The 22,174-nt window shown below is 66.2% G+C and carries 22 protein-coding genes; 8 read left to right on the top strand and 14 right to left on the bottom strand.

All coding sequences use genetic code 11. The annotated features are described in order from the left end of the window. Positions 1-44 precede the first annotated feature (44 nt). The 3 genes from D9X30_RS02755 to D9X30_RS02765 are packed head-to-tail and all read left to right on the top strand — an operon-like array spanning position 45 to position 2,805. Positions 45-938 (top strand): SDR family NAD(P)-dependent oxidoreductase, encoded by an 894-nt coding sequence (locus D9X30_RS02755; RefSeq protein ID WP_153946249.1) that lies wholly within the window; start codon positions 45-47, stop codon positions 936-938. Further along, positions 935-1,936, top strand: coding sequence for an alpha/beta fold hydrolase (locus tag D9X30_RS02760; protein WP_153946248.1), 1,002 nt, complete (start codon positions 935-937; stop codon positions 1,934-1,936). The genes D9X30_RS02755 and D9X30_RS02760 overlap by 4 nt, the downstream gene beginning before the upstream one ends. After that, positions 1,933-2,805: a metal-dependent hydrolase gene (locus D9X30_RS02765; protein WP_153946247.1), complete on the top strand. Its 873-nt coding sequence runs from the start codon at positions 1,933-1,935 to the stop codon at positions 2,803-2,805. The genes D9X30_RS02760 and D9X30_RS02765 overlap by 4 nt, the downstream gene beginning before the upstream one ends. A gap of 212 nt (positions 2,806-3,017) precedes the next feature. On the opposite strand, the gene D9X30_RS02770 is transcribed toward D9X30_RS02765, so the two are convergent. After that, positions 3,018-3,857: a MerR family transcriptional regulator gene (locus D9X30_RS02770; protein ID WP_153946246.1), complete on the bottom strand. Its 840-nt coding sequence runs from the start codon at positions 3,855-3,857 to the stop codon at positions 3,018-3,020. Between the two features lie 90 nt (positions 3,858-3,947). Between D9X30_RS02770 and D9X30_RS02775 the strand changes: the two genes are divergently transcribed. The 4 genes from D9X30_RS02775 to D9X30_RS02790 all read left to right on the top strand — a co-directional run bounded on the left by D9X30_RS02775 (position 3,948) and on the right by D9X30_RS02790 (position 9,372). Beyond that, positions 3,948-4,883 (top strand): LysR family transcriptional regulator, encoded by a 936-nt coding sequence (locus tag D9X30_RS02775; RefSeq protein ID WP_153946245.1) that lies wholly within the window; start codon positions 3,948-3,950, stop codon positions 4,881-4,883. A gap of 137 nt (positions 4,884-5,020) precedes the next feature. Next, positions 5,021-6,001 carry a Bug family tripartite tricarboxylate transporter substrate binding protein gene (locus D9X30_RS02780; protein WP_153946244.1) on the top strand — a complete coding sequence of 327 codons (981 nt, stop codon included), beginning with the start codon at positions 5,021-5,023 and terminating at the stop codon, positions 5,999-6,001. An 88-nt stretch (positions 6,002-6,089) separates the two neighbouring features. After that, positions 6,090-7,064 (top strand): M14 family metallopeptidase, encoded by a 975-nt coding sequence (locus tag D9X30_RS02785; protein ID WP_153946243.1) that lies wholly within the window; start codon positions 6,090-6,092, stop codon positions 7,062-7,064. A 295-nt stretch (positions 7,065-7,359) separates the two neighbouring features. After that, positions 7,360-9,372, top strand: coding sequence for a methyl-accepting chemotaxis protein (locus D9X30_RS02790; RefSeq protein ID WP_228770794.1), 2,013 nt, complete (start codon positions 7,360-7,362; stop codon positions 9,370-9,372). Between the two features lie 31 nt (positions 9,373-9,403). Here the strand turns inward: D9X30_RS02790 and D9X30_RS02795 are convergent, their stop codons facing one another. The 13 genes from D9X30_RS02795 to rpmH all read right to left on the bottom strand — a co-directional run bounded on the left by D9X30_RS02795 (position 9,404) and on the right by rpmH (position 19,304). Continuing rightward, the gene (locus D9X30_RS02795; RefSeq protein ID WP_153946241.1) at positions 9,404-9,985 is read right to left on the bottom strand and encodes an Sbal_3080 family lipoprotein; all 582 of its coding nucleotides are present in this window, start codon (positions 9,983-9,985) and stop codon (positions 9,404-9,406) included. A 226-nt stretch (positions 9,986-10,211) separates the two neighbouring features. Continuing rightward, a complete protein-coding gene (locus tag D9X30_RS02800; protein ID WP_153946240.1) occupies positions 10,212-10,772 on the bottom strand; it encodes an OB-fold protein in 561 nt (186 codons plus the stop codon). Positions 10,773-10,869: 97 nt separating this feature from the next. Then, positions 10,870-11,457 carry a TetR/AcrR family transcriptional regulator gene (locus tag D9X30_RS02805; RefSeq protein WP_153946239.1) on the bottom strand — a complete coding sequence of 196 codons (588 nt, stop codon included), beginning with the start codon at positions 11,455-11,457 and terminating at the stop codon, positions 10,870-10,872. A 143-nt stretch (positions 11,458-11,600) separates the two neighbouring features. Beyond that, positions 11,601-12,038: a hypothetical protein gene (locus D9X30_RS02810; protein ID WP_153946238.1), complete on the bottom strand. Its 438-nt coding sequence runs from the start codon at positions 12,036-12,038 to the stop codon at positions 11,601-11,603. A gap of 48 nt (positions 12,039-12,086) precedes the next feature. Continuing rightward, positions 12,087-12,491, bottom strand: coding sequence for a PIN-like domain-containing protein (locus D9X30_RS02815; protein WP_249640865.1), 405 nt, complete (start codon positions 12,489-12,491; stop codon positions 12,087-12,089). Then, a complete protein-coding gene (locus tag D9X30_RS02820; protein ID WP_153946237.1) occupies positions 12,491-13,174 on the bottom strand; it encodes a MerR family transcriptional regulator in 684 nt (227 codons plus the stop codon). The genes D9X30_RS02815 and D9X30_RS02820 overlap by 1 nt, the downstream gene beginning before the upstream one ends. Positions 13,175-13,333: 159 nt before the next feature. Continuing rightward, positions 13,334-14,761 carry a tRNA uridine-5-carboxymethylaminomethyl(34) synthesis GTPase MnmE gene (mnmE, locus tag D9X30_RS02825; RefSeq protein ID WP_153946236.1) on the bottom strand — a complete coding sequence of 476 codons (1,428 nt, stop codon included), beginning with the start codon at positions 14,759-14,761 and terminating at the stop codon, positions 13,334-13,336. A gap of 46 nt (positions 14,762-14,807) precedes the next feature. Then, positions 14,808-15,581 carry a CHAD domain-containing protein gene (locus D9X30_RS02830; RefSeq protein WP_153946235.1) on the bottom strand — a complete coding sequence of 258 codons (774 nt, stop codon included), beginning with the start codon at positions 15,579-15,581 and terminating at the stop codon, positions 14,808-14,810. A 94-nt stretch (positions 15,582-15,675) separates the two neighbouring features. Next, positions 15,676-16,446 (bottom strand): trans-aconitate 2-methyltransferase, encoded by a 771-nt coding sequence (gene tam / locus D9X30_RS02835; protein ID WP_153946234.1) that lies wholly within the window; start codon positions 16,444-16,446, stop codon positions 15,676-15,678. A 127-nt stretch (positions 16,447-16,573) separates the two neighbouring features. After that, complete coding sequence (gene yidC / locus D9X30_RS02840) at positions 16,574-18,250, bottom strand: membrane protein insertase YidC (RefSeq protein ID WP_153946233.1); 1,677 nt, start codon at positions 18,248-18,250, stop codon at positions 16,574-16,576. 22 nt (positions 18,251-18,272) lie between these two features. Beyond that, entirely contained in the window at positions 18,273-18,572 is a 300-nt protein-coding gene (yidD, locus tag D9X30_RS02845; RefSeq protein WP_153946232.1) for a membrane protein insertion efficiency factor YidD, read from the bottom strand. An 8-nt stretch (positions 18,573-18,580) separates the two neighbouring features. Next, on the bottom strand, positions 18,581-19,027 hold the full coding sequence (gene rnpA, locus D9X30_RS02850; RefSeq protein ID WP_249640866.1) for a ribonuclease P protein component: 447 nt from the start codon (positions 19,025-19,027) through the stop codon (positions 18,581-18,583). A gap of 142 nt (positions 19,028-19,169) precedes the next feature. After that, entirely contained in the window at positions 19,170-19,304 is a 135-nt protein-coding gene (rpmH, locus tag D9X30_RS02855) for a 50S ribosomal protein L34 (RefSeq protein WP_008650850.1), read from the bottom strand. An 862-nt stretch (positions 19,305-20,166) separates the two neighbouring features. Between rpmH and dnaA the strand changes: the two genes are divergently transcribed. Continuing rightward, positions 20,167-21,888: a chromosomal replication initiator protein DnaA gene (gene dnaA, locus D9X30_RS02860; RefSeq protein ID WP_153946230.1), complete on the top strand. Its 1,722-nt coding sequence runs from the start codon at positions 20,167-20,169 to the stop codon at positions 21,886-21,888. Positions 21,889-22,174: the final 286 nt, after the last annotated feature.

The raw sequence follows: 22,174 nt of genomic DNA on the forward strand, positions 1-22,174 counted from the left end.
ACACTACGCATCCGAACCCGACACAAGAACTCAGGAGGCAAGGCATGAAGGATTTCCGCAACAGGGTGGCCGCGATCACCGGCGCCGGCTCCGGCATGGGCCGCTGCCTGGCGGTGCAGCTCGCGCAGGCAGGCTGCCACGTGGCGCTGTCCGACTGCAACGAAGCCGGGCTGGCGCAGACGCTGGCCGACGTGCAGCGTGCCGCGCCCGGTGTACGCGCCACGATCGCGCCGGTAGACGTGGCCGATCGTGCGGCCGTCTACGCCTGGGCCGACGCGGTGGCGCGCGACCACGGCCGCGTGAACCTGATCTTCAACAACGCCGGCGTGGCGCTGTCGAGCACGGTCGAGGGCATGAGCTACGACGACCTCGAATGGATCATCGGCATCAATTTCTGGGGCGTGGTGTACGGCACCAAGGCGTTCCTGCCGTACCTGAAGGCCAGCGGCGAAGGCCACGTGGTCAATACGTCCAGCGTATTCGGCCTGTTCGCACAGCCCGGCATGGGCGCCTACAACGCCAGCAAGTACGCGGTGCGTGGCTTCACCGAGGCGCTGCGCCAGGAACTGGACCTAATGGACTGCGGCGTGTCGGCCACCACCGTTCATCCTGGCGGCATCAAGACCAATATCGCGCGGGCCAGCCGGGTATCGCCGAGCGTCAACGGCCTGCTGGTGCGCGACGCGCAACAGGGCCGCGAGGAATTCGAGAAGTTCTTCATCACCACGGCCGACAAGGCCGCGCGCGTGATCCTGGACGGCGTGCGTGCCAACAGGCGTCGCGTGCTGATCGGCCCCGACGCGGTGGCCGCCGACGCGATGGCGCGCCTGCTGCCGGCCGCATACCAGTCGCTGGTGGTGCGCGAGACGCGGCGCAAGCGCAAGCAGCTCGTGCCGGATGCCGCCACGGCACCCGCGCGCGGCGGAGAGCGCGCATGACACGCGCCACGCTGTCCCGCGAGGCCGCGCTGCAGTCGCCACCGGGCACGTTCACGCGCTGGTTCGGCCAGGGCCGCCTGGGCCTGGTCAGCCTGTCGCGCGATACGCTGGCGCGCCGCTACGCACTGCCCGCTTCGCGCTGGATCCAGGTGATGGGCGCGCTCGTGCACTACACCGAGGAAGGCGTGCCGGAGGGTGAGCCGCTGGTGCTGATCCACGGTTTCGGCGCGTCGTTGCACACGTGGGAAGGGCTGATGCCCGCGCTGCGCCAGCAATACCGGGTAATTCGCCTGGACCTGGCGCCGTTCGGCCTGACCGGGCCGCTGCGCGACGCATATGGCCGTATCGCCACGATGGATATCGACGTCTACCGCCGCTTCATCGATGGCTTCCTGGCCGCGCTGAACCTGTCGCGCGCCACCTTCATCGGCAACTCGCTGGGCGGCCTGATCGCCTGGGATCTGGCGGCGCGCCGGCCGGCCATGGTGAACCGGCTGGTGCTGATCGACGCCGCAGGCTTTCCGATGAAGCTGCCGATCTACATCGACCTGTTCCGTCACGCCGCGGTGCGCTGGTCGGCGCCGTGGCTGCTGCCCGAATGGATCATCCGCGCGGCCACGCGCGATGTGTATGGCGATGCCGCGCGCGTGCCCGAGGCCACGTTCCGCCGCTACGTCGATTTCTTTTACGCAGCAGGCAGCCGCGAAGCCGTGGGCCGCATGGTGCCGAAGCTCGATTTCGATCAGCTCGACACCGAGCGGCTGCGCGGCGTGCGTCAACCCACGCTGGTGCTGTGGGGCGACCGCGACCGCTGGATCCCGCCCGCGCATGCCGCGGAGTTCGCGGCACGTATCCCCGACGTGACGCTGCACCGCTATGCGGGTCTTGGCCATGTGCCGATGGAAGAAGACCCGCAGCGCGTGGCGGCCGACCTGCTGCGCTTCCTGCACGGCGCCCGCGCGGCGCCAGCCACCCAGCAACCGGAGCCCACACCATGATGCCAGTCCGCCGCGACGTGCATCCCCACCTCCCGCCGGAACGCATCTGCGACTGGCACGAGCGCGGGCAGCACGTGACCCACTTCATCAACGCGCTGTCGATCTTCTTCCCGGCCGGCGAACGCTTCTTCATGGACAGCGTGCGCAACTACCGCGACCGCGTGACCGACCCCGAACTCAAGCAGGCCGTGGCCGGCTTCATCGGGCAGGAAGCGATGCACACGCGCGAGCACATCCTCTACAACAGGCTGCTCGACGATGCCGGCCTGCCCGCGTCAAAGCTCGACCGCGCGGTGGCGAAGCTGCTGAACCTGCTGCGCAGGGTGCTGCCAAAGTCGTGGCAGCTGGCGCACACCATCGCGCTGGAGCACTACACGGCGATGCTGGCCGGCGGCATGCTGTCCGACCCCCGCCACATGGGCGAATCGGAACCCGGCTACCGGCAGGTGTGGACGTGGCATGCGCTGGAGGAAACCGAGCACAAGGCCGTGGCCTACGACGTCTGGAATACGGTGATGAAGCCGGGGCCGTATCGCTACCTGCTGCGCACGTTCACGATGCTGACGACCACCGTCACGTTCTGGGCGCTGGTGTTCGTGTTCCACGTGCGGCTGGTGATGGCCGACAAGACGTGCCGCAACAAGCTGCTGGGCTTCGGCCGCGTGGTGAACTTCCTGTGGGGTTCGCCCGGCGTGCTGCGCAAGATGATTCCGGAGTGGTTCGACTACTTCCGCCCGGGCTTTCATCCGTGGGACCAGGACAACCGCGCCGAACTGCATCGGATCGTGCCGTTGATCGCAGAAATTGAAGATACGGCGATTCGCGCAGGGGCCAGTACGCGCGCGCCGTCGATCCGGAGCGCGGTGTGAGGCGGTAGTGCCTCAGGCGCATGCCCCCTCCCCCAGCCCCTCTCCCGCTGGCGGGAGAGGGGAGACAACCACAGGTGGTTGAAATGCGGCGGGTTTGCTAGCCTTCTCCCGCTGGCGGGAGAGGGGAGACAACCACAGGTGGTTGAAAATGCAGCGGGTCTGCTCCCCTCTCCCGCAAGGCGGGAGAGGGGTCGGGGGAGAGGGCCGGCGCATCAATCGCCTGCCACGCGATCCTTGTCGTGCAGATGTTCCAGAATCGCCGCCACCCGGTCCCCGAGATACTTGTTCGCCGAAATCTCCAGCGATCGCATCATCTCGGTCTCCAGCGCCACCAGCGCCAGCGGGCGAATGCGCCAGAGCACATCGACGATGCGCGGCACTTCCGATGGCGGCGGCAACTGCCCTTCCCCGAACTTGTCGAGTTCGCGCACCACCATGCCGACGATACGGTCCGACACGGCCTGGAAGTGGCCGCGTGCGTGGTCGATGATGTCCAGCACGTCTTCGAGCGGAAAGCCGGCGCGGGCCATTTCCGCGCCGGCCGCCAGCGCGCGCGGGCTGCGCGCCAGGTAGCCGATGCCGTCGGGCTCCAGCAATCCCAGCGAAATGGCCTTGGCCAGCGCCGGGCGCGAGATCGCGCGACCAAACAGCCGGGCCAGTGCCAGATACGAATAGTGGCGCGGCGCCTCGCTGTTCCATGGGCTGCTGATGGCCGTTTCCAGGCCCAGGATCGAGCGCAGGTCGTGGCCTTCGACGATGGCCTTGAGCAGCTCCATGATGTTGGCCAGCGTGTAGCCGCGTGCCAGCAGATGATGGATCAGCCGCAGCCGGCCCAGGTGGGTCTGGGTGTAGATGCCCACCCGGCCGCGCCGTTCGGGCGGGTCGATCAGACCACGGTCCTGGTACGAACGGATGTTGCGCACCGTGGTGCCGGCCGCGCGTGCCAGTTCGTCGATCGTGTATTCGGGAAAGGCGGCGCGGTCCGATGGCGTCGCATCGGACGGGCCTGCAGCGGAGGAGGATGGGCTGGCGCCGCGTTTGGGTGGAGGCATGGCGAAAATTCTAACCGAGCGGGTGGCGGCATGACCGGCGGCACATCGTGACAGCGACGTTACAATGCGCCCACAACATTCCCGGTCCCCATGCATATCCGTTGGCTCGAAGATTTCGTCTGTCTGGCCCAGGCTGGCAGCCTTGCGCGTGCGGCGGAGCTGCGCAACGTTACGCCGCCGGCGTTCGGGCGCCGCATGCAGGCACTGGAGGTGTGGGCCGGCGCGCCGCTGATCGACCGTAGCGTATTTCCGGTGCGCCTCACGCACGAGGGGCGGCAGTTTCTTGAGGCTGCCCAGTCCGCGCTGCGCACCCTTGACGACACGCGTGTGGCGCTGCGGGCTGCGCACCGGGCCGACGCCAGCACCATCACCATCGCTACGGGCAAGACGCTGGCGCGGTCGATGGTGCCGGCGTGGCTGGCTGGCCTGCGCGACGCATTGCGCGATGATCCTGTCGGCGCGGGCTTTCGCACGCGGCTATCCACGCACGCCACGCACGACGCGCTGGAAATGTTCACCGAAGGCGACGCCGACTTCCTGCTCTGCTACAGCCCGCACGACCTGCCGATCATGCTCGATGACGCGCGCTACCGTTTCCACGCCGTGGGTGTGGAGCGGCTGGTCTGCGTGTCGGCCGCCACTGCACGCGGCGCGCCCGCGTTCCGGCTGCAGAAGCCCAAGGCCGGGGCGCGTCCGGTGCCGGTGCAGATGATTGCCTATGCCGAGACGTTGACCATGGGCCGCATGGTCAACCAGGAGATCGCACGGCGCAAGCTGGCAAGCTGGCTCGATGTGATTGCCGTGAGCGATTTCGCGGAGTCGGTTCACGAGATGGTGCGCCAGCGGATGGGCCTGGCCTGGCTGCCGGCGCGGCTGATTGCCGACGACCTGCATGCCGGCCGCCTGGTGCGGGCCGACCTGCACGGTGGCGACAGCGCCGACCTGGCGCTGGACATCCGCCTGTACCGGCCGCGCGCGGCGATGCGTCCGCTGGCCGAAGCGTTCTGGCGGGCCGCCTCGAAGTAGTGCGTGTGCGCCGGCGCGCACCATTTTCGTCCTTGCCGAAATGGCAATCCGGATTGCCAAAGCCGCATGCCGCAGCAGTGCGCGCTCTCTACCATCGCCGGAAAACATTCATAGACCATAGACCTGCCGGAGAAATCATGAACCCGATGCTGCGCGCGCTTGCCGCCGTTTCCCTTGCCAGTAGTGCCCTCGTCCCGGCCAGCGCCGGGGCGGCCGGCGGCTATCCGACCAAGCCGATCACGCTGGTGGTGGGCTACACCGCTGGCGGCAGCGTCGACCTCGTGGCGCGTACCGTCGCGCCCGAACTGGGCAAGCGCCTGGGCCAGAGCGTGGTGATCGAGAATCTGGGCGGCGCCGGCGGCACCATCGGCGCGCAGAAGGTGGTCAAGGCCGAAGCCGATGGCTACACGCTGCTGATGGGTTCGGGCAGCGAGGTGTCGATTGCCCGCCTGACCAATCCGGCGGTGCGCTACGACGGCGAGAAAGACCTGGCGCCGATCACCTTCGTCGGCACCCAGCCGATGGTGCTGGTCGGCAAGCTGCAGCTGCCGGCCAAGGACGCCAATGAACTGATTGCACTGGCCAAGGCCAAGCCGGGCGCGCTGTCGTACGCGTCGTCGGGCGTGGGCACGCCGCTGAACCTGGCCGGCGAACTGATCAAGCAACAGGGCAAGGTCAACATTACCCATGTGCCGTACAAGGGCGCCTCGGCCATGGCCACCGACCTGCTCGGCGGCCAGATCGACCTGGCCGTAATGGTGCTGTCGTCGGCCCTGCCCCATATCCAGGCCGGGCGCGTGCGTGCTTATGGCGTGACCGAGTCCAAGCGCGCCAGCGTGGCGCCCAACGTGCCGGCCCTGGCAGAGACCTCGGCGCTCAAGGGCGTGGATATGGGAGTATGGTTCGGATTGATGGCACCCAGCGCCACGCCTAAGCCTGTTATCGATCGGCTGAATACTGAAATGCAGGCCGTGCTGGCGCTGCCGGACGTGCGCAAGAAGCTGGCCGAGGCCGGTGTGGAAGTGCAACCGGCCAATCCGGCCCAGTTCGGCAGCTTCGTGAAGCGCGAGACGGCCAAGTACAAGACGATCGTGCAGGCCGCCGACATCCGGGAATAAACGCGAAGAATAACGACTTGGCGTAATAGCCAAGTATGATAGGTGATAACAATAGTTGCCCTGCGCGAGGGCAGCCAAGGAAGTCCAGATGACACAGAGTGCCCCCGCCTTCGACGCTTATCCGGTCGAAGTCGAGTTTCCCGATATCCGCCCTTATGCCCAAGGCAACACCGGCATCGCCTACGTGCATACGTTCAACAGCGGCCGGCCTGGTCCGCATGTGATGATCAATGCTCTAACGCACGGCAACGAGGTGTGCGGCGCAATTACCGTGGCCGGCCTGCTGGACCACGGCCTGCGTCCTCGGCGCGGCCGGCTGACGCTGGCCTTTGCCAATGTCGACGCGTATGCCACCTTCGACGCGGCCCGGCCCGACGCCTCGCGCTTTGTCGACCAGGATTTCAACCGCGTGTGGACGGCTGCCGTGCTGGACGACCTGTCGCGCGATTCGTCCGAACTGCGCCGGGCGCGCGCCATGCGTCCGGTGGTCGACACGGTGGATCTGCTGCTCGACCTGCATTCGATGCACGAGAAAAGCCGCCCGCTGATCGTATCGGGCCCGCTGGACAAGGGCATCGCGCTGGCGCGTGCCGTGGGCGCGCCGGCCGACATCATCGTCGACGAAGGCCACCCCGAAGGCCGCCGCATGCGCGACTACGCCGATTTTGGCGATGCCGCCAGCCCGCGCAATGCGCTGCTGATCGAATGCGGCCAGCACTGGGAGACCGCTGCCGTGGACGTGGCGCGCGACAGCACCGCGCGCTTCCTGCTCCATGCCGGCATCATCGACGAAGCCGACCTGCCGGCCGGCTGGCTGCGGCCGCTGCCAGCCGCGCAACGTGTGGTGCGAGTGACCGAGCCCGTGGTCGCCAGCAGCATGGACTTCCGGTTTGCGGGCCCCTACACCGGGCTCGAAACCTTTGCCGACGCCGGTACCGTGATCGGCTGGCGCGATGGCCAGCCGGTGACCACGCCGTACGCCAACTGCGTGCTGGTCATGCCGTCGCTGCGCCAGCTGCGTCCCGGCGTCACGGTCGTACGCCTGGGGCAGCTTGAAAGCTGAACCACGGCGCGCGACAGGAAAAAATCGAAAAACCAAGCCCACGATAGAAGCACTGAAACGGGTTGCATAGCGGTGTTTCAGCGGTCAGCACCGGCAAGCGGCCCCCACAAGAGGCCGCGCCCGGTGCCCGTTTTTCCTGTCATGCCGTGATATGTGTGGCGACGGCTAGATTAAGCATTTCTTTAATTCAAGGGTGTTGTCTCGTCATCCGATAACAGCGATGTGACGATCTGCCGTCAGAGCGGACGTCGCCCGTGCGTCACAACGGCGCATGGCGTTATTCACGGAGCGCCCCTTGTCTTCTACCTCATCCCTTACCCTGCCCCGGCAGGCTGCGGCGGACCGCGTGCGCGCGGTTGCCGGCAGTTGGAGCATCGGCACGCGCATTGCGCTGGTTGTGCTGGCTGTTCAGATCATTGCCTTCTGCGCGTTCTCGCTGGCGCTGTCGCTGAGCAGCATGAACCAGCTCGAATCGCAGTCCCGCGACGCCATCGGCGCCGAAAGCCAGACCCTGCGCGAACTGGTGGCCCAGCTCGATGACACCATGCTGCAGGAGGCGGACCGCTTCATGCTGAATTTTGCGTCGGTGCTGCCCGGCCCGTACGCGGTGGACCCGTCCCAGACCATCGAAGTGTCGGGCAAGGCCACGCCGGCCTTCCGAAGCGGCGACCTGCTGCTGAACAACAGCTTCGAGGTGCCGGATCGCTTTTTCGCCAATACCGGTGGCGTCGTGGCCACCGTGTTCGCCCGCACCGGCGACGACTACGTTCGCGTGACCACGTCGCTCAAGAAGCAGGACGGACAGCGCGCGGTGGGCACGCTGCTGGACCGCACCAGCCCGGCCTACGCCGCGGTGGCGTCGGGCAAGTCGTACCGATCGCTGGCGTGGCTGTTCGGCAAGCCCTATATGAGCAAGTACGAGCCCGTGCGCGACGCCGGAGGCAAGATCGTTGGCGCGCTGTTCGTGGGCGTGAACGTCGAGGCCGAACTGGCCGCGCTGAAGAACCGCATCCGCCGCAAGACGATTGGCGCCGACGGCCAGTTCATCGTCATCGATGCCAAGGCCGGCGCCGACCAGGGCAAGATCCTGGTGGACCGCTCGGGCTCGGAAGGTACGGTGCAGATCGACGCCAGGGACGCCGACGGCAAACCGTGGATTCGCGACATGATCGCCGCCAGGGACGGTGCCGTGGTCGGCACGGTGGCCATCGGCAACAGCGCGCCCGCCGAACGGCTGACCGCCTTCGTGACCTACCCCGAATGGCAATGGCTGATCGCGGGCACGGTGCCGATGGCTTCGCTGCGCGATGGACTCGTGGCCAGCCGCAACCGCTTTCTGGCGTTTGGCTTGCTGGTGGCGCTGGCCGTGTCGGCCGCGTTCTGGTGGTTGCTGCGCCGGATGGTCAGCCATCCGCTCGGCGAGGCCGCCGATGCGGCGGGCCGGCTGGCGTCGGGCGACCTGACCGCGCGACTGGATACGCGCCGCAACGACGAGATCGGCCAGCTGATGCGTGCCATCGACGGCGTGGGCCAGGGCCTGACCGGCATCGTCGACAAGGTACGCAGCAGCATTGGCGCCATCGCCGGCAGCACCAGCCAGATTGCCAGCGGCAATGCCGATCTGTCCGCGCGGACGGCGTCGCAGGCCGGCAGCCTGGAACGCACGGTGGCCAGCATCGAGCAGCTGTCCGCCACGGTGAAGCAGAACGCCGACAACGCGCACGACGCCAACGCGGCCGTGGCCAGTGCCGCCGATGCAGCACGCGCGGGCGGCAGCACGGTGGGCCGCGTGGTGGGCACCATGGCCGACATTCATCGCAATGCGCAGCAGGTGGTGGACATCATCGGCATGATCGACGGCATCGCGTTCCAGACCAATATCCTGGCGCTCAACGCCGCCGTGGAAGCCGCGCGTGCGGGCGAGCACGGGCGCGGCTTTGCCGTGGTGGCTGGCGAGGTGCGCGGCCTGGCGCAACGCAGTGCCAGTGCGGCGGGCGAGATCAAGCAGCTGATCGAACGGACCGTGGCCGACCTGAAGAGCGGTAACGAGGCCGTGCAGCAGGCCGGAACGGCCATCGACGACGTGGTGCGCCGCGTGGAAGGCATTGCGGCGCTGATGGGCGATATCAGCGTGGCATCGCGCGAGCAGTCACAGGGGCTGGCTCAGGTCAGCGGTGCCGTGGCCGAGATGGACGGGGTCACGCAGCAGAACGCGGCCCTGGTCGAAGAGGCGGCCGCTGCGGCCGAAAGCCTGCATCACCAGGCGCAGGAACTGCGCCAGGCGGTGGAGGTATTCCGGCTGGCCTGACCAGCCAGAGCTTCCCGGCACCCCCTCGGCGTCAGGCCGCGGGGGCCGCTGCCGGTGCCGGTGCGGGCGACGCCTGGGCCGGCGCCGGCTGGGGTTTCAGGCCCGGGAACAGCCGGTCGACCAGTTCCTCGATCTTGGCATCGGGCTGGATCAGATGGCTCAGGTTGATGCCGCCCGCGCTGCGGTTGGCATTGAAGACGGCCTTGCCCACGCGCTCGCCGTTGCGGAACACGGTGATGTCGGCCGATACCAGGAACGGCGTGATGTAGGTCTGGCGCTGGGCCGTGTAGACGGCCGTCATCGGGCACGACGCCACCGACGAATACGGCGGCAGCATCTTCACCTCGAAGTTGCGCGCCCGCAGCGAGTTGGCAAACTCTTCCACATACGCGTTGCCATTGACCTGGTGGGTGATCACGCAGAACAGCGCGCCATCGGCGCCCACCACGCGATTGCCGTCCACGCGAAACTGCGCCGGACCGCCATAGGCGCCGTTCTGGTAGCCGGCGATCGGGTCGACCTGGTCTGCGCGGTCGACCGGCGTCACGCTCTGGTAGGTGGAACAGCCCGTGGCCAGCAGGGCCAGCGTGGCGGCTATCGTTGCTCTCTTCATCTTGGATCCTGGATGCGCGTCGGCGAGGGTGCCGGCCGTCCGGGTCCGCTTCAGACTTCGAGCGAGGCGGTTCAGGGACGCATTGCCGGCAGCATGCCTGCGTAATGTAGGCGTGCAGGCGGGCAATCAATGCGGGGAACAGCGGGCGACAGATGCCGCAAATCGCAAAAGTGCGTCGCAAACCATGCGTGGGGCACGGCCTGATGCGGAGGGCCGGGCCGTTGGGTCAGTTCGCGCCGCCCCGGAGCAGGCACTCGGACAGCAACGGGGTGCCGCCTTCGCCCTGGCCCGCCCCCGTGCATTCGACGGCCACCTTCTGGCCGCGCCGGACCATCGTGGCACGGGCTTCGACTTCGCAGGCGCGCGTGCCCGGGCCGCAGATCTGCTGGCGCAGCAGCGCCGCGCGGACCACCTGGCCGGGGTTGTCGGTACGGATTTCCAGCACCAGGTTGTCGCCGTCGCGGCGCACGCCACTGGCTACGCCTTCGACGATGAAATAGCGGCCGCGATAGCGGTCGTCCGCCGCGGCGGCGTCGCTGCGATAGTCGTCGGCCAGACCGTCTGCCTGGTACTGGGGCAGCAAATCGGCGGGGCGGTTGGGATCGATGCTGATCGGATCGAGCGTGCCGTTGCGCGGAATGCCGCGCGGCACGCTGGCGGGCGCGTCGGGAGCGGAGACGGAGGCAAGCGGCGCGGTGTCGTGCTTCTCATTGCCCACGAACCACAGCAGGAAAAGGACGACGACAGCAACAACGGCGATCAGGATTTGTCTGGTGCGGCTCAACATCGGGCGGGCTTCAGGGGGGACTTCAGGGGGCTTCAGGGGCGCCGGACCGGAATGCGGCACGGCGAAGTCCGCCAGTGTAGCGCGCCCCGGCGCCGCGTCAGCCTTCCGCCAGCAGCCATGCGCGGGTGGCGGCGAGAATCTCGTTGGAAAGCGGCGTGCCTTGCGTGGCCCGCGACAGGATCAACGCGCCGGCCAGCGTGGCCATCTGCGCCAGGGCCGCACTGCGGCGTGAGTCGGCATCGGCATCGGGCTGCACCTCGGCCAGGATGTGGATCAACGTCTCCAGCCCTTCGTGGAAGGCGGCTCGCACGGGCTTGTCGTCGGCCTCGCGGGCCACGTCGTTGGCCAGCGCCGCCACCGCGCAGCCGGTGCCCGCGTTGTTCCGGTTGCGCGTGGAAAGGTAGGCCTCGATCAGCGACGACAGCGCCGTGGCGTGGTCCGGCGCCTCATTGACGCGCTTGCGCCAGCGCGCTTCGGATTCCTCGAACGCCCGGGTACAGGCGATGGCCGCGAGCGCGTCCTTCGATTCGAAATGGCCGTAGAAGCCACCATGCGTGAGCCCGGCGGCGCCCATCAGGTCTGCCACGCTGATGCCGTGGAAGCCCTGCTCGCGAAACAGCCGCGACGACACCTGCTCAATGATGGCGCGGTTCTTCTCCGCTTCCGCTTTCGATACGCGGGGCATGATCTACTCCAGATGGCAATGGGGACGATGGTCCGCCACATCGCCATGCAAGTCAACGCGACGGCATGGAGGCTGCCTTCACTCACGATGCCATCGACGCATCACACGATGGTCGGCCCCCCACTACCCAGCGCGGCCAGGTACTACCCGGCGGTGTACGGCGTGGGCTGGCCCTGTCGGGCCAAAAAGACATGCCGCAGGATCTCGCCCTGCTGTTCCAGCTTGTACTGGTCCAGCGCCTTGCCCGATTCCAGCCGGTACCGGTACTGATTGAAACCGCAGAAATGCCGCATCTGCTCCAGCCCGCCGCGCACCAGCACGTTGATGCCCCGCTGGTGCTGCCACACGTGCGCCATCTCGTGGATGAACAGCCCCTGCATCGCCAGGCCCGCCGCACTGAAGTCGGTCAGCCCGCGCAGGTTGCGGCCCAGATAGATGTGACCATCGGGCGTGATGATGTAGTGCGCGCCCTGCCAGAAGACAAAGTTGCGATGGTGAACGCGGACAGCAGCGTAGTCGATGGCATCGCCGAAGACAGAGCGGGCGAGGGATTGTTCGCCGGGGGTGAGGGGGCGAGACATGTTGGTGGGTCGCGGAGGCATGACTGACACGTATGCGGCCAGCGTGTGTTAAAGCACAACCTGTTCGAACTGCCCTTTTCCGGAAAAATTGTAAGGAACCTTGAAGGCAGCCCCGCCCCGCATGCCGCCAGATTGATCGATGATCCGCGGCCACCACCGCACAAGGTTATGCGCCTTATCCCAGAACGTGTGATTTGACCATCCTCTGTCCAGCAAAAACACGATCAAGCCCGCTCTGCGCAGTGCTTCCCGCTCCAGGCCCTTGTTGAGCTTGTCGTGTGTAACGATCGACCAGCCGCCTTGCTTGGACAGAGTTTCGATCCACGCCTCGTCGGTAGTGTTGGGTGGAAACATGTCCTTCAGATGAGCAGCCGAGTGTCCATGTGGCTCGGACAGTGCGTGAAGTGCTTTTGCCAAGGCTGGAGGGAGATTGTTGTCGACGAAGAACTTCACTATGCCAACCCTTCCTCAAAGGCGATGGCTGCATCGACTGCGGCAACAGGTACGTCGTAGAGCTTTGCAACGAGACCCTTGTCGCCTTCCGCGAGGTAGGCCTCATGAAGGATTGAGGTTTTGACGGCGCCGTCGGTCACGACCGGCTTGCCGAAGGCAATCTGGGGATCCAGAACGACTGCCTTGCTACGCGGGGACGGATACCAGCGTGCGGCACATTCGTCGGGACCGAACTCGATACCCCGATACAACGATGGCTCGATGACCTTGCGGAATGCGTACTGTTGCCTTACCAGGTCCAGCAGTTCCGTCTCGCCTGTTTCGCGCATGGCGGACGCAAAGATCGTGCGTCCATCCGTCCTGAATTGCCGGGACGTGAATGGATAGTCGCTTGCGAACAATTCACGTGCACGCACACTAGCCACGCGGATTGTCTGCAGGCTTACGCCATGCTGTCGGAATGCCTTTACGAAACGGACCTCCAGGAGATCATGGAAACTGATGCCATCGAGTTCCGCGTGCGAAAGCTCTGTATCCCAGAGCGGCGGGACAGCGGCGGTTGTCTGGCTTCGCTTGTCCTTGTACGCGTAGCCGTCGAGCCAACGGCGAAGATCGCGGATGGGAATCCTCGTCAGCCGGGCGGCTTCTGGAAAGGTATACAGGCCGATGCCTGTCAGCTTCATAAATCCTCCCCATTAAAATGCGCCGTTGTGACTTGAGTTCGACCGATGCCGATTCTACCGAAATCGGCGATGGCGCAGCGGGCGTTGCGCGGGATACCCGCTTGACCCTGCTCAGTGATCGCGCAGGTTCTGCCCACGGCTTGGACCACTGACCTGCACTCACTTCCCAATACAGAACCGTGTAAAGATCGTCCCCAGCAAATCGTCGCTGGTGAACTCGCCGGTGATGCTGTTCAGGTGGTCCTGCGCGAGCCGGAGTTCTTCGGCGAAGAGGTCCAGGGCCTGGGCGTTTTGCTCGGCGCGTTCGACGGCGCAGTCCAGGTGCGACTGGGCATTGCGCAGCGCGGTCAGGTGGCGTTCGCGGGCCAGGAAGGTGCCTTCGTTGCCCGACTGCCAGCCGATCAGGCGCAGCAGTTCGCGGCGCATCAGGTCGATGCCGGCGCCGGTGCGCGCCGAGATCCAGATCTCGGTGGGATTGGGGCCGTTGGCGGCCACCACGTGCGGGCGGTTGCCGCCGAAGCCCATCTGGCCGGCCGCCGGCGCCACGTCGATCTTGTTGACCACGCGCACGATCGGCGATCCCGGCGGCAGCTGGCCGCTCAGGCGGTCGTCGATGTGATCGTCGATTTCCGAAATGCCGTGTTCCAGGTAGTCGGCCGCGTCCACCAGGTGCAGCACGATGTCGGCGCGGCGGATCGCGTCCCAGGTGCGTTCGATGCCGATGCGTTCCACCTCGTCGGCGGCATCGTCGCGCAGGCCGGCGGTGTCGATGATATGCAGTGGGATGCCGTCGATCTGGATGGTTTCGCGCACCCGGTCTCGCGTGGTGCCGGCGATCGGCGTGACGATGGCCAGCTCCGCACCCGCCAGCGCATTGAGCAGCGACGACTTGCCGACGTTCGGCTGCCCGGCCAGCACCACCGACAGCCCTTCACGCAGCAGCGACCCCTGCCGCGCCTGCTTGAGCACGCCAGCGAGGCTTTCGCGAATGCGCGTGAGCTGGCCGCGTGCGTCGGACGCTTCCAGGAAGTCGATTTCTTCCTCGGGAAAGTCGAGCGTGGCTTCCACCAGCATGCGCAGGTGGATGACCTGTTCGACCAGCGCGTGGATGGCCCGCGAGAACTCGCCCTCCATCGAGCGCGCTGCCGAACGGGCGGCGGCCGCGGTGCTGGCTTCGATCAGGTCGGCCACGGCCTCGGCCTGCGCCAGGTCGAGTTTGTCGTTCAGGAACGCGCGGCGCGTGAATTCGCCAGGCTCGGCCACGCGCAGTCCGATGTCCTTGCCGGCTTCCAGGCAGCGCGCCAGCAGCATCTGCATCACCACGGGTCCGCCGTGGCCCTGCAGTTCCAGCACTTCCTCGCCGGTGTAGGAATTGGGTGCCGGGAAGTACAGCGCCAGGCCGTGGTCGATGACCTTGCCGTGGCCGTCCAGGAACGGCAGGTAGGTGGCATGGCGCGGCTGCAGCGCGCGGCCGCAGACGGCGCGCATGACGCTGCCAACATCGGGGCCGGATACGCGCACGACGCCGATGCCGCCGCGGCCCGGTGCGGTGGCGATGGCGGCGATGGGAAGCTGGGTTGCTGTCATGTGCGGTATTGTCGCAGATCGCCCAGCCGGCAGGATGGGCCGCGGCTCATGCCGGCGAGTCGCCCGGGGGGTCGACGGACAGGCACTCGCACAGCAGCCGCCGCGCCACGGCACCGTCGATCACGGCGCCAAGTTCCGACTGCCGCGCCACGAGCTTCTTGCGCAGGCGTTTGCGGTAGCGGCCGGGCAAGACGTCCGACAGCGCCTCGATCGCATAGCGCAGCCGCTTGTTGCCGATGCGCAGCTTGTGGACGTGTTCGGTCTTCCCGTCCCGGGCGATGCGAGCCCGCTCGCGAACCTTGTCGCGCGCCTTGCGGATCCGCTTGGACGCGAAATTCTCCAGCCTGCCCTTGGCATCCTGTTCCGACAGATGCAGCAGGTCGCGTTTCAACGTCGGTAGCGGGGATTGCCGGTAACGTGACAGTTTTGTCATCATCTCGGCGTGGGCGATCGTGCGTCTGGCCTGGGCGGTGTCGATCAGTGCCACCAGCATGGCGTCTTCCGGCTGCTTCACCAGGGCCGGGGCCAGGGTCTCGGCGATAAAGACGTCCCAGTCGCGTACATTGCCGGCGGCGTCGGCGACATCGTGCAGCACCTGTTTCCAGCGGGCCTTTACCTGGCCCTGCAGCACGGGCCCGAACGCCCATGCCACGGCACGAAGATGACGAACGGCGACGCGCAGCGCGTGGACATCCTCGACCTCGTCGCGATGCTGCAGTGCGTCCAGACGATCGTGAACGGCCCTCAGGCCCGCTTCGCCCAACGCAACGAACGCGGCGGCGGGACGCATTTTCCGGTGCAGCACAGGCTGACGGCTCATTGCGATGTCTCTGAAGTGGAAAGAGAGTTACTGCGCAACGTCCGTCTAGTGTAGGCGATGGCGCACGCCGCCGCCGTCCGCCGCCGTCTGATTCCTAACGCGTCGCCACGATGAACACGCGCGGAAACGGCAGCAGCACGGTGCCGTCGGGCATGGCGGGAAATACCTTGGCCAGCGCGGCTTCGTACTGCCGCAGATATTCGGCGCGCTCGGCTTCGTCCAGCGGCGCCAGGAAGGGCCGCAGGCCGCTGCCCTTGAACCATTCGACAACCGCGGCCGCGCCGCCCTTGAGCGGATGCTGGTAGATCGTGCGCCAGATATCCACGCGCGAGCAGTGCGGCTTGAGCTGTTCGTAATACCAGCGTTCCGATGCCAGTGCGGTGCGGGCATCGGCGGCGGCGGCCAGCTTGGGCGCCCAGGGGCCGTTCAGCGCCGTTTCGCGCATCAGCAGGTGCGGCGGCTCGTTGAGGTTGTCCGGCATCTGCACGGCCAGGCTGCCGCCCGGCGCAAGCTTGCGGACCAGCGACGGAAACAGCGTGGCGTGATCGGGCACCCACTGGAACACCGCATTGGCCAGGATCACGTCCCAGGGGCCGCCATCAGCCCATTGCGTGACGTCGGCGATCTCGAAGCGCAGGTTTGGCAGCCGCTTGCGCGCGGCGGCGATCATGTCGGCGTCGCTGTCCAGGCCGGTGACCTCGGCGCTGCCGTAGCGGGCCGCCAGGACCTCGGTCGAGTTGCCGGGCCCGCAGCCGACGTCGACCACGCGCGCGGCGTTGGCGGTGGGGATGGCCCCGACCAGATCCCGCACCGGGCGGGTCCGTTCATCCTCGAATTGCACGTACTGGCTGGCCGACCACGTCATGGCGTATCCCCTTGTCCGGTTAATGGGCTCAAGTCTTATATAAGACATAAGACTGGAAGCATACGCCGAAAAAGAAAAACCCGGCTGGCAGCCGGGTTTTTCGTGGATAGGGTTTGCAACCGCCGGATCAGCTCTTGGCCACTGCCGCGGTCTTGCCCTTGCCGAGCATGCGGTTGATCTGCCACTGCTGGGCGATCGACAGGATGTTGTTCACAACCCAGTACAGCACCAGGCCGGCCGGGAAGAAGAAGAACATGAACGAGAACACCAGCGGCATGATCATCATGACCTTGGCCTGGACGGGGTCCGGCGGCGTCGGGTTCAGCTTGGTCTGCACGAACATCGACACGGCCATCACGATCGGCAGGATGTAGAACGGATCCGGCACCGACAGGTCATGGATCCAGCCCAGCCACGGCGCACCGCGCATTTCCACCGACGACAGCAGCACCCAGTACAGCGCGATGAACACCGGGATCTGGATCACGATGGGCAAGCAGCCGCCGAGCGGATTGACCTTCTCGGTGCGGTACAGCGCCATCATTTCCTGGTTCATCTTCTGCGGATCGCCCTTGTAGCGTTCGCGGATGGCCGTCATGCGCGGCTGCAGGTCCTTCATCTTGCCCATCGACTTGTAGCTGGCAGCCGACAGCGGGAAGAACACCAGCTTGATCAGCACGGTCAGCGCGATGATCGACCAGCCCCAGTTGTTCAGGAAGCCGTGGAGCTTTTCCAGCAGCCAGAACAGCGGCTTGGCCAGGATGGTCAGCCAGCCGTAGTCCTTCACCAGTTCCAGGCCCGGCGTGATCTGCTCGAGCATGCGCTCTTCCTGCGGGCCGGCGAACAGGCGGGCATCGGTGCTCACCGTTGCGCCCGGCGCCAGCTGGCCCAGCGGCTGCTGGATACCCACGCGGTACAGGTTCGGGTCGATCTGCTCGGCGTAGAAGCTGTGCTGCTTGCCGTTCTGCGGAATCCAGGCCGACGCGAAGTAGTGCTGCACCATCGCCACCCAGCCGTTGTCGGTGGCGGCCGGCACGGAGGCCTTGCCCTTGGCGATGTCGTCGAACGTGATCTTGTGGTACTTGTCGGCGTTCGTGTAGATGGCCGGGCCCGTGAACGTGCTGTAGAACTGCGACTGTTCCACCTTGGTGCCGTCACGCGCCAGTTCCAGATACAGCGTCGGCGAAACCGGGGCGGTACCGGTGTTCGTCACGTCGAAGCGGGCGTCGACCACGTAGCTGCCCTTGCGGAACGTGTAGGTCTTCACGAACTTGACGCCGCTCTTCTCGGCGGTCAGCACGAGGTCGAGCTTGTCCTGGCCCGGTGCCAGCGAGCGGGCACCCGGGGCGGCGGTGAACACCGTGGTGTGGTTCGGCAGGTCGCCGCCGATCAGGCCGGAACGCGCCAGATAGGTGCGCTGTGCATCACGTTCGAACAATACAACGGGCTTGCCGTCCTTCTCGTGCTCGTTGAGCAGTTCCAGCCGCGACAGGATGCCGCCTGCGGTGTCGATCTCGGCACGCACTTCGTCAGTGGTGACGATGACCTTCTCGCCAGTGGGCTGGACAGCCGCCTGCGGCGCGCCCGGCACGGCGCCCGGGGCCGACGCGCTGGTGGCCTTGGCCTTGGGCACGTCACCCTGCGCCGTGGCGCCGCTTGCGCCAGCGGCCGGGGCGGCCTGCTGTTGCGTGTTGGCGCTCGGGAAGAACATCGACGCGTGGCCGTTGGCGCGCTGCCAGTTGTCGTAGAGCAGCACGAGGGACATCGAGAAGATGACCCACAGGATGGTGCGTTTGATATCCATGTCTCGCTATGGTCTGGGGGAATCAGGGTCTGGGAAGCCGGACCGTGATGGACGGGCGGGCGGATGCGGTGGCTGCGGGAGGCACCGCGGAGGCCTTTCCGTGTACTACAGGCTCGGGCACGGGATCATACCCGCCCTTTGCGAAAGGATGGCAACGGCAGAGTCTGCACGCGGTCATCCACGTGCCACGCGCGGGGCCATGGCTGATGATGGCGTCGCGGGCATAGTCGGAACACGTTGGCAGGAAGCGGCACTGCGAGCCCAGGTAAGGACTCAGGGCGATCTTGTAGACGCGCAGCAGGGCAAGCAGGATTCGCTTCATGATGATGATCAGGCAGGCGCGGGTGGCGCGGCAGGTGCGGCCGACGCAGGCGGCTCGCCGGATGCCGGGACACTTGGCGCAGGTGGCAGCGGCCGGGCGGCCACATCCAGCAAGCTGCCGAGTTCGGCCTGGCAGGCTCGCCGTATGGCCGACCGGCTGGCAAAGTCCGCACGCGGAAACTTTGCCTGCAGCCGCAACAGGATATCGCGGCCCGCGAATTGGTCCTGCCGGCTGCGAAACAGTTCCCGCACCATGCGCTTCACCAGGTTGCGCTCCGCGGCCCGCGGCGCGAACTTCTTGCCTACGACGATGCCCAGCCGGGCCTGCGGCTGGCCATTGGCCCGCACATACAGCACGAAATGCGTACTGCGACGCCGGGGCCGCAAAGCAAAAACGGATGAAAATTCATCCGTCTTTGTCAGCCTCGCGGCTTTGGGAAAGGCATGGGTCGACACGCTGGTCAAAGCTAGCGGACAAGCCGGGCTTCGGCGGCGGCGGTCCTGGCCATCCTGAGTGCGAGGCGCTGGACCGGACGACGGATGCAACGCGGACGACGAACCGTCACGCTGCCTGCCATCCGGGCCGGTCGCCCGGCCCTCAGATTGCCAGGCGCTTGCGGCCCTTGGCGCGGCGGGCGTTGATCACGGCACGGCCGCCGCGGGTCTTCATGCGCACGCGGAAACCATGGGTACGCTTGCGGCGGGTAACGGAAGGTTGGTAGGTACGTTTCATGTTGCACTCTCTGGTTGATCCGGGCTTTCCGGGCGTCGGCCGTTGCCGGGACGCCTTGGCCGCCGCGTATGGTTCGCATGGGGCTGCCGCAATGCAGACGCTCGGTATCCGTTGAGGTTGCTGCGGCGATGCCGACGATTCTGGTTCTGTCTTGCTGCCGGCCGCCGCTGGCCCTTGGCCGTATGGGCCGGAGGCGCTGGCGGGGATCAGGCCGCTTGCCTGATGCCGCACATGTTTGACATGTGGCGGTACGGGCCAGACCCGGCGATGCGCATACGTGATCCCCTGCCGCATCGCAGAACCCGCCATTTAACCGATTTTCGACGCGAGTGTCAAGGCGCTGGACGGCCACTTCCGGCATGCGCGCGACATGTGCGGTGCAAGCCCCTGTCCACCGCAGTGCTCCATTGTCCACAACGGTCGGTGGGTAACTCTGTGGGTATTCCCGGTCACCTATTGGTGGTAGCGCAGCGGGTCAAGTCCTTGTTTCCGATGGATTATCGGGTGCGTAAGGCCTTTGTGTGGCGCGGCTTGCGCGTCGGTTGTGCACACAAATCCACTGAATTTTCACAACTTGTCCACAGGGTTATCCTTTGTGGATAACTTGGGGCGGGGGGTACAATCCGGGTCCAAACACTACACGGGCCGCGTGGCGCACGCGCAACCCGGGTCTGCCTGCCTCGGTATACCGTGACGTATACCCGATCGAGCTGCCGTTTCGATGCACTGCATTCGTGGACGGCTTATTGCCTTTCGCCGTCGAGACATGACGCGCAAGGCACGTGCAGGGGCCCGGAACGCAAGCGCCGCGTCCACCCGTGACGTGGCATCGGCACGATGGCACGGTCACTCAGAAGAACACATGCAAGATTTCTGGCAGGCTGCAGCCGCGCAACTCGAGCGCGAACTGACGCCCCAACAATTCAAAACCTGGATCAAGCCGTTGGCGCCCGTCGCCTTCGACGAGGAAGCGCATGCGCTGCGGATTGCCGCGCCCAACCGCTTCAAGCTCGACTGGGTCAAGAGCCAGTTTTCGGGACGGATCACCGCGCTTGCGTGCGAATACTGGGAAACGCAGGTCAGCGTTCACTTCGTTCTGGATCCCGCGGCCTCGGGCCGTGCGGCCACTTATACGCAACAAGCCATGCAGCAGGGCGGCCACGATGGCATGACGTCCGCTGCAATGGGTACGGGCGGCGGCGCCTATCCCGGGGCCTCGGCCGGCATGCCGGGCCAGGCCTATGGTCACGCGCCGGCGCCGCATCCGCAGTCGCTCCAGGCGGGCGGCTATCACGAGCACGCCGGCCAGCCGAACGGCGGCCAGCCCGGCTATGGTGCGCCGGCCGGCCAGGTGCCCTACCCGGCCGGCCCTGGCGGCATGCCGCATCGCGGCGCGGCGCCGACCGGGCATCCGCTGCAGGCGGCCTCCAATATGCCGATGCAGGACATGGGCGACATCGACGTGGCCCAGATGGATGCGTCCGAAGCCAGCGCGCGTTCCTATCGCGTGCCGGCCCAGCAGCCGGCCGCGGCCGGCACGCAGCCGACCGACACGGTGCACGAGCGTTCGCGCCTGAACCCGATCCTGACGTTCGACAACTTCGTGACCGGCAAGGCCAACCAGCTGGCCCGCGCCGCAGCCATCCAGGTGGCCAACAACCCGGGCAAGTCGTACAACCCGCTCTACCTGTATGGCGGCGTCGGCCTGGGCAAGACCCACCTGATCCATGCCATCGGCAACTTCATGCTGATGGAGAACCCGCGCGCGCGCATCCGCTATATCCATGCCGAGCAATACGTGTCGGACGTGGTGAAGGCCTATCAGCGTAAGGCGTTCGACGAGTTCAAGCGGTATTACCACTCGCTCGACCTGCTGCTGATCGACGATATTCAGTTTTTCTCGGGCAAGAACCGCACGCAGGAAGAATTCTTCTACGCGTTCGAGGCGCTGATCGCCAACCGCGCGCAGGTGATCATCACCAGCGATACGTATCCGAAGGAAATCACCGGCATCGATGACCGGCTGATCTCGCGCTTCGACTCCGGCCTGACCGTGGCGATCGAGCCGCCCGAGCTGGAAATGCGCGTGGCCATCCTGATGAAGAAGGCCGCCGCCGAGAACGTGAGCGTGCCGGAAGAAGTGGCATTTTTCGTCGCCAAGCACCTGCGCTCCAACGTGCGCGAACTGGAAGGCGCGCTGCGCAAGATCCTGGCGTTCTCGAACTTCCACGGCAAGGACATCACGATCGAGGTTACGCGCGAGGCGCTCAAGGACCTGCTGACCGTGCAGAACCGCCAGATCTCGGTGGAGAACATCCAGAAGACCTGCGCCGACTTCTACAACATCAAGGTCGCGGACATGTACTCGAAGAAGCGGCCGGCCAATATTGCGCGGCCGCGCCAGATCGCGATGTACCTGGCCAAGGAACTGACGCAGAAGAGCCTGCCGGAAATCGGCGAGCTGTTCGGCGGACGCGACCACACCACGGTGCTGCACGCCGTGCGCAAGATCGCCGACGAGCGTGGCAAGGACGCGCAGCTGAATCACGAACTGCACGTGCTGGAACAGACGCTCAAGGGCTGATTCGCGGGAATTGCAGGGCGGCCTTGCCGGGCTGGCATACTACTGGGTGCGCGTCCGGCGGCAAGCGGGCGCCAGAGCAACTGTTGCATCGCGGGAAACCGGCCTCAGATAAGGCTTTGCGGTGAGTCGGGACGAATTGGCGGACGTAGGCGCCCGGAGCGTGGCTTTTTGTGCACAGCCCGGCGCCCTGCCGGATTCGCCCCGCTTCACCGCAGCGGCTTATCCTTGGTACAATCCGGCATTAACTCTTTGATTCCAAAGTGGAAATTGGATATCGGAGTTTTAC

It is taken from the genome of Cupriavidus sp. U2, from assembly GCF_009663685.2.
GTDB lineage: Bacteria > Pseudomonadota > Gammaproteobacteria > Burkholderiales > Burkholderiaceae > Cupriavidus > Cupriavidus necator_C.